Origin of the sequence: Amorphoplanes friuliensis DSM 7358 (assembly GCF_000494755.1) — a bacterium.
Taxonomy (GTDB): Bacteria; Actinomycetota; Actinomycetes; order Mycobacteriales; family Micromonosporaceae; genus Actinoplanes; species Actinoplanes friuliensis.
This window is the reverse complement of sequence record NC_022657.1, coordinates 2,413,746-2,426,628: the sequence shown is the minus strand read 5'-3', so window position 1 is coordinate 2,426,628 and position 12,883 is coordinate 2,413,746. Positions and strand designations below refer to the sequence as shown.

Sequence of the window (12,883 nt, the reverse complement as noted above, 5' to 3'; positions counted from 1 at the left end):
CCCGGTCCGGCTCACAGCTCGATCGCGTCGCGCCGGGTGACCCGCAGGGTCAGCGCCGCGAAAGTGATGGTCAGGAAGAACAGCACGACGCCCATGGCCGAGGCATAGCCGAACTGCGCGTAGTCCTGCATGTTGCGGAAGATCTCCAGGCCGAGCACCGTGGTCGCGCCGTCCGGGCCACCGCGGTCCACCGACATGACGTTGACCAGGGCGAACGCGTCGAAGGCGGCGATGCCGAGGTAGACCCAGGCGACCTGCAGGGTGTTCCAGAGCAGCGGCAGCGTCACCTTGAAGAACAGCGTCCCGCGGGTCGCGCCGTCCAGGGCCGCCGCCTCGTAGATCTCCGTCGGGATGGACCCCATGCCGGCGGAGAAGAGCACGACGTAGAAACCGACGGCCTGCCAGACGAGCACGGCCAGGATCGACCACAGCGCCAGGTTCTTGTCGGCCAGGAACAGGATCGGGCCGGAGCCGATCTGGTTGAGCAGGCCGTTGATCAGACCGCTGTCGTCCGGGGAGTAGACCCGGGCGAAGATGACGGCCACCAGAGCCAGGGCGAGGAGCTGGGGGAAGAAGAACACCACACGGTAGAACTTCGACCCCCAGACACCCCGGGTCCGTCCGCCCTTCGACCCGCCACCCACGTTGAGCAGGAACGCGAAGAAGAGCGCCAGGATGATCGTGATCAGCGGCAGGAAGATCAGCAACACGATGTGATGCCGGATCGCCTTCCAGAACGTGTCATCCGAGAACAGCTTCACGAAGTTGTCGAAGCCGATGTAGTTCACGTCCGGCGAGAAGCCCCGCCAGTTGGTGAACGACAGCTGGAACGCCTGGAGGTAGGCCGCAACCACGAACGTGCCATAGATGGCCAGCGGCACGATCAGGAAGCCAATGATGAACGGGTACCTGCCGTGCTTCATGGTTCTCTTGCTCCGTTCGTGGGTGCGGTTACGTCGTCGGCGGGTCGAGCAGGATCAGCGCTTGAACTTCTCGATCGAGGAGTCCTTCTTGATCGCGTCGGCGGCCTTCTGCATCCGCGTGACGAACTTGTCAGCGGTACCGCCCTGGTAGAACAGCTCGTTCGTGGCGGCGCGCAGCTCGTCGTCCAGCTTCTTGTACCAGGTGTCGAAGCGGAAGCTGAAGGTGTCGGCACCCGCCGCGCCCAGCGCCTTGTTGCCCGAGGTCAGACCGGCGCTGATCTCCATGCCGTCGGTGGCACCGGCGACGACGGTCAGCGTCTTGGTCAGCTGGGTGAAGCCGACGGCGCCGGCCTTGCTCAGCATGTGGCGCAGGAACTCCATGCCACCCTTGGGGTTCTTGCCCTTGCTGGCGACGAAGTACTGCTCGCCGGCCGCGGCGTACAGCGCGGTGACGGGGAGCTTGTCGGCGGCGGTGACGCTCGGGATCGGCATGATCTGGTAGTCGAAGCCGGCCGGGGTGTCCTTGGCCTGCTCGTTCTCCAGCCACGAACCACACGGGTAGAGGCCGACCTTGTACTGGTCCTGCTGCAGCTGGACCTCGGTGTGCTTGAGACCGAGGAACGCCTTGTTCGAGTACTTCGCACCGACCTCGGCCCACGCGGCGGCGGCCTGCTTGACGGCGTCGTTCGTCCAGGCACCGTCCTCGAGGTTGTCGATGTTCTTGAGGATGTCGGCGCCACCGATCTTGGCGGCGCTGGTGAGGATCGCGGTGTACATGTAGTACGGCGCGTTCGCACCCGCGTAGCCGAACGGCGTGATGCCCTTGGCCTTCATCTTCTCGAGCAGCGCGGTGAAGTCCGCCCAGGTCGCCGGCACGGTCCAGCCGTTGTCCTTGAACAGCTTGCCGGAGTACCAGAGGCCGAAGACCGTGAACGCGTAGTTCAGGACGTACGGCTTCTCGTTGAACGTGCCCTGCTCCACGGTGCCCGGGATCAGGGTGTCCTTGACGGTCTTGCCCGGGATGTCCAGCGACGGGGCCGCGAACAGCTCGGTCAGGTCCTGGACCTGGCCGGCCTGGACGAGCGCGCCCTGGTCCATCAGCTTCGAGCCGGAGTTGTTGATCATGTCGGGCGGGGTGCCACCGCTGAACCGCGGCTGCACGACCGTCGCGATCTCCTCGGCCTGGTTGAACGTGACCTTGGAGTTCGGGAACGACTTGTTGTACGACGGGATGTCGACGTCCGTCGCGTACTTGGTGCCGAGGCCACCGTTGAAGATGATGATCTCCAGCGGCTCGTCCTCCTTGATGCCCAGCGGGTTGGTCGCGGAGACCGTACCGGCCGGCTTGTCCGCGTCCGCCTTGTCGTCGCTGCCGCCGCCGACACAGGCGCTCAGCATCGTGACGGCAGGGGTGGCGAGCAGGCCGACAGCGGCCGCACGGCGCAGCAGCGTCCGGCGGTCGACCTCGGGCTTAAAAATCTCGGACATTCGCTTTCTCCTCAGGGTGTTGATGCGGTGCCGGGTCAGCCCTTGACGGCGCCAGCCGTCAGGCCGGTTGCGATGTTGCGCTGGACGATCAGGAAGAAGATGACCACCGGGAGAGCGGTCAAGATCGACCCTGCCATGAGCGGGCCCCAGAAGGTGCCACGGCTCGTCTGGTTCTGCAAGAGCCAGGCCATCAGATTCTGGTGGGCCTGGTCGTTCAGAGTGTTGATGATGATGAACTCGTTCCAGGCCTGGATGAAGCCGTAGACCGAGGTCGCGACCAGGCCGGGGCCGGTCAGCGGCAGGATGATCTTCCAGAAGACCTGGAAACGGCTGGCGCCGTCGATCAGCGCAGCCTCGTCCAGCTCCCGCGGGATGGCCTGAATGAAACCACGCAAGGTCCACACCGTGTACGGCAGGATCAGCACGATGTACACCAGGGTGACGCCGCCGAGCTTGTTGGTGAGGTTGGCGCCCTGGAGCATCAGGTACAGCGGGATCAGGATCGCGATGAACGGCACCATCTGGACCGACAGGACGACGAGGATGATCGCCCTGCGGCCGTAGAACCGGAAACGGGCGATGGCGAGTGCCGCCAGGAAGCCGACGATCAGCGCACCCGCGACCGCGCCGCAGGTGATGAGCACACCGTTGATCAGGTTCTGCTGGAAGAACGGCGCGTTGAAGGCCGACCGGAAGTTGTCGAACGTGAACGTGTGCGGCCAGAACGTCGGCTCGAACGTCAGGATCTCGTTCGCCGGCTTGAACGACGTGTTGATCACCCAGTAGACCGGGAAGAACATCACGACGGCGAACAACACGCCGAGAGTGTTGGCGGCGATCGTGCCGGCCGCGCTGCGGCCGACCGTCGGCACGTCGGACTCGACCGGCTTGCGGCGCCGCTTGCGTACGGCGGTCTGCGGTGCGGTGGCGACCATCAGTCCACGTCTCCGATCCTGAACATCTGCCGCATGTAGAAGGCGGTCACGCCCAGCAGCAGGAGCACCGTGACAACGGCGATGGCCGAGCCCATCCCGTAGTTGTTGTTCTGGAACGCCGTGCTGTACGACCAGGTCGCGAGCACCTGGTAGTCCTCCTCGGGCCGGCCGTTGCGCACGCCCCAGACCTGGGTGAAGAGGCCGAAGTTCCAGATGACCGACAGCGTGGTGACGATGACCAGCAGGGGCTTGAGGATCGGCAGCGTCACCTTGAGCAGGGCCTGCCAGGTCGAGGCGCCGTCGACGGTGGCCGCCTCGAGCAGTTCCTTGGGCACCTGGGTCAGACCGGCGTTGAGGGTGATCGCGATGAAGGGGATGCCGGCCCAGACCACGATCGAGGTGATCACGGTCCAGCCCTGGATCGGGTCGGCGAACCAGCTGTGGTTGGCAAAATCGACACCGGGCAGCAGGTCGATCAGGTAGTTGAGGACGCCGAAGTCGGAGTCGACCAGCCAGCGGAAGGTCTGCGTGGCGACCAGCTGCGGCATGGCCCAGACGAACATCATCGCAATGATCATGACGATCCGGATGCTCGGCGCGACCCGGCGCATCAACAGCGCCACACCCAGCCCGAGCACGACCGTGAGCAGCACCGACACGACGGTGAAGGTCACCGTGCGGGCGACGACCTCGTAGAACGTCTGGTTCGTGAAGATCTTGACGTAGTTGGCAAAACCGACGTTGTCCGGCGGCAGATTCCCGAACAGCTGGCGCAGGCCCATGCTCTGGAAGGACAGGACGACCATCCGGACCAGCGGGTACCCCAGCAGTCCGGCGAGCAGCAACAGTGCGGGCAGTGTGAGCACCAGGGGCGCGAGGCCGCCGCTGGTGGCCGAACGACGCTTGAGCCGGGTGCCATCCGCCTGATCCGGCGCCGTCGGCTGCTGCGCCGGCGGTGCGGACGGGGAGTCGACGACGGACATCGGTCCCTTACCTCTCTTGCGGGGGGAGTGAGGTGCCGGGTCGTGCCGCCCGCCTCGCGGCGGGCGGCACGCGTCCGTCAGCTGGCGTTGAGGATCTCGTTGATCTTCGCGTCGGCTTCCTTGGTGGCGTCGGCCACCGAGGACTTACCGGTGGCAATGCTCACCAGCATGTTCTGCAGCACGTTCGCCGACTCGACGTCCGACCACTTCGGCGCCATCGGGACGAACCAGGTCTCCTTGGCGGCCTGCGCGGTCGCCTCGTTGCCCTTGACCGCCGCCGCCTTGTCGAGCAGGGACGTCGCGTTGGGCAGAACACCCTTGGCGATCAGGCCCTCCTGGGACTTGGCGTCGGTGAAGATCTGCGCCCACTTGGCGGCCAGATCGGCGTTCGGGCTCTTCGCCGTGACGGCGACGTTCGAGCCACCGAGGAAGGACGGCACGCCCGGCATCGGCGCCGAGGCGACCTTGCCGTTGACCTTGGTCTTGACCTTCGCCGAGGCGGGGTCGTTGGGGTCCTTGAGCTGCTCCTGCACAGCGCCGAGCTCCCAGCCGTTGGCGTAGATCATGCCGGTCTTGCCCTGGGCGAACACCGGGTCCTGGTCGGCCTCGTCCTTGGTGGGGTCACCGCTGGAGTAGGTCTTGGCCAGGTCGGCCCACTTGGTCAGGCCCTCCTGCGCGGCCGGCTCGGAGAGCGAACCGACCCACTTGTCGCCGTCCTTCTTGGCGATCTCGCCGCCGCTGCCGTGCACCCACGCCATCGCGGCGTACCAGTACTTGCCCGGCATCAGGAACGCGGAGAACTGCTTGTCGTTGCCGTTCTTGGCCTTGAGGGCCTTGGCCGCGGCCACGACGTCCTCGTAGGTCTTCGGCGCGCTCAGACCGGCGTCCTTGAAGAGGTCCGTGCGGTAGAGCAGGACCCGGGCACCGGCGTAGTACGGCACGCAGTAGGTCTTGCCGTCGAGCTCGCACGGCGCCGAGAGACCGGTCAGCCACTGGCCGGAGTTCTCGAACTGGCCCTTGTCGAGCGGTGCGAACGCCTGGTTGAAGACGTACTTCGGCATCTCGGTGTTACCCAGCTCGACCACGTCGGGGACGTCGTTGCCGGCCAGGGTGGTGTCGAGCTTGGCCAGGTGGTCGGTCCACTGCTGGTAGTCGACCTGGACCTGGGCGCCGGTGGCCTGGGTGAACCGGTCGTTGGCCTGCTTGACGACCTCGGGCCAGCCGGACTGGGCGTCGACCATCAGCCAGACCTTGATGGTCTTGCCTGCGCCGTTGACCGATGCGTTGGCGTTGGGGGTTTCGCTGCTGTCGCTGCTCGAGCCACATGCGGCGGCTCCGACCAGCGTCGCTGCGAGAGCCGCGGCAACCGCGATTCTGCGCTTCACGCTTTTCCTCCTGGACGAAATGAAATATGGGGTGAGAGGGGATCTCGTGTTCATGGGGTGGGGCTCCCGTCCTTGACGGCTTTGTGACCGTGGACGGCTTGGGCGGTGCGTTGAAAGGCCGCGTGCGAACGTTCGTGGGTCCGCTGGGCGACGGCGACGTAGAGCAGATCGAGGACGACCAGCTGCGGGTGGCGCGCGGAGAGCGCGTCCGGCCGGAAGGTCGTGGCCTGGGTGGCGGTCACGAGGACGATGTCCGCGAGCTCCGCCAGGGGTGAGCGCGGGAAGCTGGTGAGCGCGATGGTGGTCGCGCCGCGGCTGCTGGCCTCGGCGAGCAGCTCGATCGTCTCGCCGGTCTCGCCGCTGTGCGAGATGCCGAGCGCGACGTCGCCGGCGCGGGAGAGCGCGGCGCTGGCCAGCCCGTTGTGCACGTCGGTCCAGGCCCAGGCGGCCACGCCGATGCGGTGCAGGCTGAACTGCATCTCCTCGCCGACCAGGGCGCTGCCGCTGGCACCGAAGATGTTGACCCGCGGCGCGGAGGCGATGGCCACCGCGGCCCGCTCCACCTCGGCCAGGTCGAGCAGCGAGGCCGTGTCGTGCATGGCCCGGGTGTCGGCGGCCATGATCTGGCCGAGGACCCTCTCGAGCGGGTCGCTGGGCTGGATCTCGCGGCCGATGTCGACCGTCCAGCCCGAGGCGCGGGCCCGGCCGGTCTCCGCGGCGATGCCGAGACGCAGATCCGCGTACCCGTCGAAGCCCAGGGCCCGGCAGAAGCGGGTCACCGTGGCCGGTGAGGTGCCGCTGCGCTCGGCCAGCTCGACGATGGTGGCGCGGGAGGCGGCGGCCGGATCGGTGAGGACCTGCTCGGCGACACGCTGCAGGGCACCGGTGAACTCCGGCAGCAGGGTGCGCACCCGCACCAGCACCCCGTCGGAGTTGTTCATCACGACATGCGGGGCCTGGTCGCGCACCAGCGAGTCGACGACCGCAGTAGTGGCGGTGCCGTCCACGTCTGGCTCGACCATGGGCCGTCCCTTCAGAAAGGAGTGTTAACTGTCGCGGTAAAAGTTCTTACTTTCTGACCCCTCATGTCAAGCCCGTGGGTGAAGTTTTCAAACCGTTACCAAGAGCACATCCGTAAATGTGTGTGACACGGGAGCCGGTTGACACGCGTCGATCCCTATATGGCCGAAACGGCGTGACCGCCATCACATCCACCCGTTTAGACCGGTTTGTTCATCGGCCTTTTGCGGTGCACAGCGGGGTCAAACGGCGTTCTCACCTCGGCCGAACGGCCGAGTGGGCGGACAACGCGAAACGCCCTCGCAACCAGCGAGGGCGTTTCGAAACAAGATCACGGTCTGGCAATAATTTCGTCCAGAACCCGTCAGGCGCTGTCGCGGACCGCCTGGGCGAAGACCTCGGAGCGGTGCTCGAAGTTGCGGAACCGCCCGTAACTCGGCGCCGCCGGCGACAGCAGCACCACTCCCCCGGGCGGCGTCAGCTTGCGCGCCAGACGCACCGCCGACGGCAGATCCTCGGCCTCCTCGGTGCGCACCCCGGGCAGACCGGCGAGCTCCTCGAGGATCCGCGGCCCGCTGTCCGGCAACCCGATCACGGTCAGCTCCAGGTGTCGCAGGTGCTCCCGCAGCGGCGCATAGTCCAGGCCGCGGTCGGTCCCGCCGACCAGCACGGTCAACGGCCGGCCCTCGTACGCGTCGATCGCGTGCATCGCGGAGTACGGGCTGGTCGAGAGAGTGTCGTCGACGAACGTCAGCCCGGACGGGTCCTCGATCTCCGCCAGGCGGTGCGGCAGCCCCTGGAACGACTCGACGGCCGCCCGCAGCGTGTCGCGCTCGGCCACCACGTCGATGCCGATGCCGTCCAGGACGGCCAGGGCGACACACAGGTTGCGGCCGTTGTGCCGGCCCCGCAGCCGCAGCGTGCCACGCGGGAAGAGCACCTCGTCGCTGCAGTACACCTCACCGTCGTCCTCGACCCGGAACCGCGAGTCACCGCCGCCGGCCGGGATCGCCGCAAAACCGTTGGCGTCCTTCACGGCCACCGTCTCGGTCACCAGCCGCTCGTCCGCGCCGTTGATCACGATCAGCTCGGGCGCGTGCGCGAGCAGGTTGAGCTTGTCGCGGTAGTACTCGCGTTCACCGCCGTGCGCGTCCAGGTGCTCCGGGAACAGCGAGGTCACCACGGCCACCCGGGGCGAGTCGGTCAGGTCGCTGCACTGATAGCTGGACAGCTCGAGGACGTACTGCTCCGCGGGAGGCAGGTCGAGCAGCGGGACACCGATGTTGCCGCCGAAGACGTTCGGCCGGCCCACCGCCGCCAGCAGATGACTGATCAGGCTCGACGTGGTGCTCTTGCCCTTGCTGCCGGTGACCCCGATCGTCCGGGCGGCGTGGTCGGCCATCCACAGGGCGCTGCCACCGGTCACGGTGACACCCCGCGACCGCAGCTCCGCCATCCAGGGGTGCGTCTGCGGCACACCCGGAGACCGCACGACCACATCGGCGGCGACCAGGGCGGCAAACGCGTGATCACCGCCGGCGAGCGGCGCCAGGGCGGCCAGCTCGCCCTCCCACGGCACCGAGAGGAAGTTGGCGCTGTCGTCCACCGCGATCAGGCGCGACGGACCGTGAGCGGCGATCGCAACGACGGCGGCACGGCCCTCACGGCCGGTCCCCCAGACGGCCACGGAACGTCCGCGCAGGTCGGTCAGGCGCACTTTCGTCTCCCTCGGTCGAGTCGCATTAGTATGGCTCGCTGGTCCTACGACGGGAGCTTCCGGGTGCACGCGCAGTTCGAGGTCATGCGGTTCCCCGCATACAGGTTCGATCCGGCGACGGGAGTCGCGGAGTTCGACTACCTCCTCGACGGTCCCGAGCCGCTGGAGTTCACCGAGACGATCACCTTCCCCGTGACCGGCGGTGCGCCGCCCGAGCACTTCTTCAAGGTGCTCGAGCTGCTGCACGTCGTGGCCGGCGTCAGCTACTACAAGGTCGGCGCGGCGCCGCGCATCGTGGTCCCGACGGCCTTCCCCACCGAGGCGGCGGCGTTCTTCACGGCCGTCTACACCAAGGGCCTCGGCGAGTACGCGTACGTGAACAAGCTGCCGTACGTGCTGTCACTCGCGGTGGAGGTGCCCGAGGTCGCACCGGCCGCCTCGCCGCTCCCGATCGTCGAGGGCCGCCCGCTGTCGGCCGTCGGCGGTGGCAAGGACTCGATCGTCACGCTGGAGATCCTGCGCGCCGCCGGGTTCGACCCGGTGCCGTTCTCGGTCAACCCCAACCCGGTGATCGTCAACGTGAACGCCGCGTCCGGCCTGCCCGCGCTGGCCGCCCGCCGCAAGCTCGACCCGCGCCTGTTCGAGCTCAACAAGGCCGGCGCCCTCAACGGCCACATCCCCGTGACGGCGATCAACTCCCTGATCGCGATCGCGACTGCCGCCCTGCACGGTCTGGGCCCGGTGGTGATGTCCAACGAGCGCTCCGCGTCGGACCCGAACCTGGTCTGGAACGGTCACGAGATCAACCACCAGTGGTCCAAGGGCGTCGAGGCCGAAGGTCTGCTCCGGGCCGCCGTCACGGCGCACACCGGGATCACCGAGCCGTACTTCTCCCTGCTGCGCTCCCTGTCGGAGCTGCACATCGCCCAGCTGTTCGCGCGCTACACGGCGTACGACGACGTGGTGACCAGCTGCAACAAGGCGTTCAAACTGCACGACCCGACCGTCCGCTGGTGCGGCGACTGCCCGAAATGCCGCTTCGTGGCCCTGGCCATGGCACCGTCGATGTCCCGCGACCGCCTCACCCACATCTTCGGCCGCGACCTGTTCGCCGACCCGGCCCAGGTCCCGGGCTACCTGGAACTGCTCGGCATCGACGCCCACAAGCCCTTCGAATGCGTCGGCGAGGTCGAAGAATCCCTGGTCGCGCTGACAATGCTCGGCGACGACCCGCAGTGGAGCTCCGCGCCGGTGATCGTGGCGCTGCGCGCGGCGGTGCCGGCCGACGCCTGGGCCGCAGCGTCGCGCGACGAGGTCATGACACCGAGCGGCCAGACCTTCGTACCGCCCGCCTACGCCAAGGCCCTCGCCACAGCACTCGACTGACTCCAACCCACCGGCAGACGAGCCGGCACGGACCCCGCCACCGGCGCGAGCGGCGCTCGAACGCCCGGGCGTCCACGTCGTGCAACAAGGTCCTGACACCCCGCGTCCAGACTCCGTGGCCGTCGAGGCCCTGACCCGCGGCACTCGGCCACTCCGGCTCGCCAGCGGGTGAGCGGCACGGACCTCGCCATCGGCGCGAGGGGCGCTGGGACGCTAGTGCGCGCACGTCATGCGACGAGGCCCTGACACCCCGCGGCCGGACCCTAGTGCCGCCCGTGCGCGTCGGGCCCTGGCCGCGGCACTTGGGTTACTTCGACTCACCGGCGGGTGAGCGGGCACGGACCTGGCAATCGGCGGGAGCGACGGTCTGTGCCAGGCACGGACCTACGACATGAATTTCTGTCCGAAGCAGCCGAAGGACCGCCGTCAAAGGACCGCCGTCAAGAAAACCGCCGTCAGAAAGCCGCCATCAAAACCGCATCAAATGGCTCGGAAGGTTCCTACGTAGATGCGGTGGTCGGACATTGTGGTGCGCAGGCCGGCGGCGGCCGGGGAGGCGAAGGAGCTTTCCGAGGCGAAGATGTAGTCGATCTTGCGGCTGACCGTTTCGAAGGTGGGGCGGCGGCGCAGCTGGTCGAGTTCGAGGTAGCGCCCGGTGCCGCCTGCGGTGCGCGAGAGCAGGCCCGACAGGCCGGGATCGCCGGGGAGGGTGTTGAAGTCGCCGCCGACGATGGCGGGGCCGCTCGCGTAGGGGCGCAGGAAGTCGGCAACCGCGCGTAGTTGGCGGGGGCGGCCGGCGCGCACGCTGGGTGAGGTGTGCACGACCGCGACGAAGGTCTGGCGGCCGGCGACCTGGGCTTGCGCGCCGAGCAGTACCCGGCGTTCGAAGCCGGGGCGGCCGGGGAGCCGGCGGACCACCTTGCCCCAGGTTTTTCCGCGGACCAGGAGGGCGACGCCGAAGTCGCCACCGCAGCGGCGGGATCTGGTCTGCGCGGCGAAGATTGCCTGGTAGCCGCGGGTGCGGGTCAGGCTCTGGATCTTCCGGAACTGGCTGCGGCAGAGTTCCTGCAGGAACACGACCTCGGAGCGTTGGGCGATCACCGTGCGGGCGAGGTAGGCCGCGGTGCGCGGGACTTCGCCGTCGTTGCAGGCTGCACCGCAGGTGTTGAAGGACATCACCCGGACGGTCGGGGCCGGCGCCGGGCGTACGGCCCGGCCGGACTCCGGCACCGCCTCGCCACCTGCGGCGATGTTCGTCGCCGGTTCGTTGACCGAGGCCGCTCCCGTGACCAGGAGGATGACGGTTGCTGCCAGGGCGGCGATCGGCATCAGGCTGCGCCGGGCCGGTTCCGGTGACCGCACAGGTGTTACTCCCGGTGAGGACGAGGGGCGGTTTTGGGCTGCGCCTCGACCTTACGAGCGTTACTCTCGGTGTTTCATCCACCGATCAGGTAACCGATAGTGCGTTATAAGCCGCGAAACCGAATCATTCGGGCCGGTCGTGGTGGATGCGCTCCGGCGCCACCCCGAGCAGTTGCAGCGCGGCGCTCGTCGCCACCAGCATCAGCGGCGGGCCGGCGAGATAGACCTCGTGCTCCGACCATTCCCCGTACGCCGCGACGGCGTCGGTGACCAGGCCGGACGCGTACGGGCCGGCCTCGCCCTCGGAGATCACCGGGATGACCGTGGCCCGGCGGCAGGCGCGGGCGATCTCCGCCACGTCGTCGCCGTCGTAGAGCTCGGCCAGCGTGCGCACACCCCAGAACAGCACCGCCGACCGCGGATCACCGGTGGCGGCGAGCTCGGTGAGCAACGCCTTCAACGGCACCACACCGGTGTCGCCCGCGATCATCAGCAGGTCACGGCCCGACTCGGGCAGACCCATCTCCCCCTCGGACCGCCCGATGCGAACCGTGTCACCGACCTGCGTGTGATAGACGAGCGTGCCACTGACGCCGGCCTCACTTTTCGCCCGCACGTGCAGCTCGACGATGTTGTCCCGCCGCGGCGCCCCGGCCAGCGAGTACGGCCGCCAGATGCCGGGCAGCTCCGGCACCTCGATCCGCGCGTACTGCCCCGGCCGGTACGGCATCGGCAGGTACGGCCGCAACCGCAGCACCGCCAGATCGTCCCGCCGCCGCTCGTGCCCGACCACCACAGCCATCCACACCGCCGGCTGGTACGCCGCACCCGCCATCCCGTGCGCGATCCACTCGTACGCGTGCTGCCACGTCGACCGCCACGCCTGATCGAAGTCCTGCCGCCACCCGTTCGCGGGCATCCCGGCGCGCATCGCCTCCGCCAGCGCCGCCCCGGCCAGCTGCAACTGCTGCGGCAGCACCCCGCACTCCGCGAGCGCCACACCGAGCCGGCCACTAGCGGCGGCCAGCAGCGGCGGCTGGTCGAGGTTGTGCACCAGCCACGTCAGCGCCTGCGCGAGCTGCTCGGCCTGCCAGACCGGACCGCCCGGCAGCTTCGCGAACAACGCCGGCTGCGCCTGCGCCAGCGCAGCCCGCAACCGCACAGCGACATCCTCGGGCCCACCGGCCAGCGACAGGCTGTTGCTCAGCAGCCGCTGAATCTCGTGCAACGCGGCGTCATCGGCCGGGTCCATGCCATCAGCGGGCAACCCCGGGCGTACGCCCGCAGGCGGCACCATCCCCGGCATCCGCACCGGCCCGAACGGGCTCGCGGGCGTGACCGGATCCCCCGGCCACGGCTGCCCGACCGACCGCGGCCCGCCGATCCCCGGAATCCCACTGATCGGCTCGGTACTGCCCGCCGGCAGTGCCGGCACACCCACACCCCAAGGCCCAGCACCCGGCGGGTACGCGGTAGTCGGCCCCGACCGCGGCACCACAACGCCCGGAGTGCCGGGGGTCTGTGGGTTGGTACGCGGCACCAGACCGCTGCCGGGGACCTGGCCGCTCGGCACAAGCGCCGACCCGGGACTCTGACCCGCACCCGATCCGCCCGCGCCACCGGTCACCGAACCGCCCGCGCCGGGCCCCAGCGCGCTCTGTCCCCCACCGGCCGCACCCGACCC

The 12,883-nt window shown here is 68.6% G+C and carries 10 protein-coding genes; 1 reads left to right on the top strand and 9 read right to left on the bottom strand.

Translation table 11 applies throughout. From position 1 onward, the window contains the following. Positions 1-11: 11 nt before the first annotated feature. The 7 genes from AFR_RS11305 to murD form a co-directional block, all read right to left on the bottom strand. Positions 12-923 carry a carbohydrate ABC transporter permease gene (locus tag AFR_RS11305; protein ID WP_023360488.1) on the bottom strand — a complete coding sequence of 304 codons (912 nt, stop codon included), beginning with the start codon at positions 921-923 and terminating at the stop codon, positions 12-14. A 54-nt stretch (positions 924-977) separates the two neighbouring features. Further along, positions 978-2,411, bottom strand: coding sequence for an N-acetylglucosamine/diacetylchitobiose ABC transporter substrate-binding protein (ngcE, locus tag AFR_RS11300; RefSeq protein ID WP_023360487.1), 1,434 nt, complete (start codon positions 2,409-2,411; stop codon positions 978-980). A 35-nt stretch (positions 2,412-2,446) separates the two neighbouring features. After that, complete coding sequence (locus AFR_RS11295; protein ID WP_023360485.1) at positions 2,447-3,346, bottom strand: carbohydrate ABC transporter permease; 900 nt, start codon at positions 3,344-3,346, stop codon at positions 2,447-2,449. After that, positions 3,346-4,329 (bottom strand): carbohydrate ABC transporter permease, encoded by a 984-nt coding sequence (locus AFR_RS11290; protein WP_023360483.1) that lies wholly within the window; start codon positions 4,327-4,329, stop codon positions 3,346-3,348. The genes AFR_RS11295 and AFR_RS11290 overlap by 1 nt, the downstream gene beginning before the upstream one ends. A gap of 77 nt (positions 4,330-4,406) precedes the next feature. Next, positions 4,407-5,714, bottom strand: coding sequence for an extracellular solute-binding protein (locus AFR_RS11285; protein ID WP_023360481.1), 1,308 nt, complete (start codon positions 5,712-5,714; stop codon positions 4,407-4,409). Between the two features lie 50 nt (positions 5,715-5,764). Continuing rightward, a complete protein-coding gene (locus tag AFR_RS11280) occupies positions 5,765-6,736 on the bottom strand; it encodes a MurR/RpiR family transcriptional regulator (protein WP_023360479.1) in 972 nt (323 codons plus the stop codon). A gap of 362 nt (positions 6,737-7,098) precedes the next feature. After that, complete coding sequence (gene murD, locus AFR_RS11275; RefSeq protein ID WP_023360477.1) at positions 7,099-8,451, bottom strand: UDP-N-acetylmuramoyl-L-alanine--D-glutamate ligase; 1,353 nt, start codon at positions 8,449-8,451, stop codon at positions 7,099-7,101. Positions 8,452-8,481: 30 nt separating this feature from the next. On the opposite strand from murD, the gene AFR_RS11270 reads away from it, so the two are divergent. Beyond that, positions 8,482-9,837: a MurL-like N-terminal domain-containing gene (locus AFR_RS11270; protein WP_023360475.1), complete on the top strand. Its 1,356-nt coding sequence runs from the start codon at positions 8,482-8,484 to the stop codon at positions 9,835-9,837. 480 nt (positions 9,838-10,317) lie between these two features. On the opposite strand, the gene AFR_RS11265 is transcribed toward AFR_RS11270, so the two are convergent. After that, on the bottom strand, positions 10,318-11,199 hold the full coding sequence (locus tag AFR_RS11265) for an endonuclease/exonuclease/phosphatase family protein (RefSeq protein ID WP_023360473.1): 882 nt from the start codon (positions 11,197-11,199) through the stop codon (positions 10,318-10,320). Between the two features lie 124 nt (positions 11,200-11,323). Then, positions 11,324-12,634, bottom strand: coding sequence for an FAD-binding oxidoreductase (locus AFR_RS11260; RefSeq protein WP_238547263.1), 1,311 nt, complete (start codon positions 12,632-12,634; stop codon positions 11,324-11,326). Positions 12,635-12,883 lie beyond the last annotated feature (249 nt).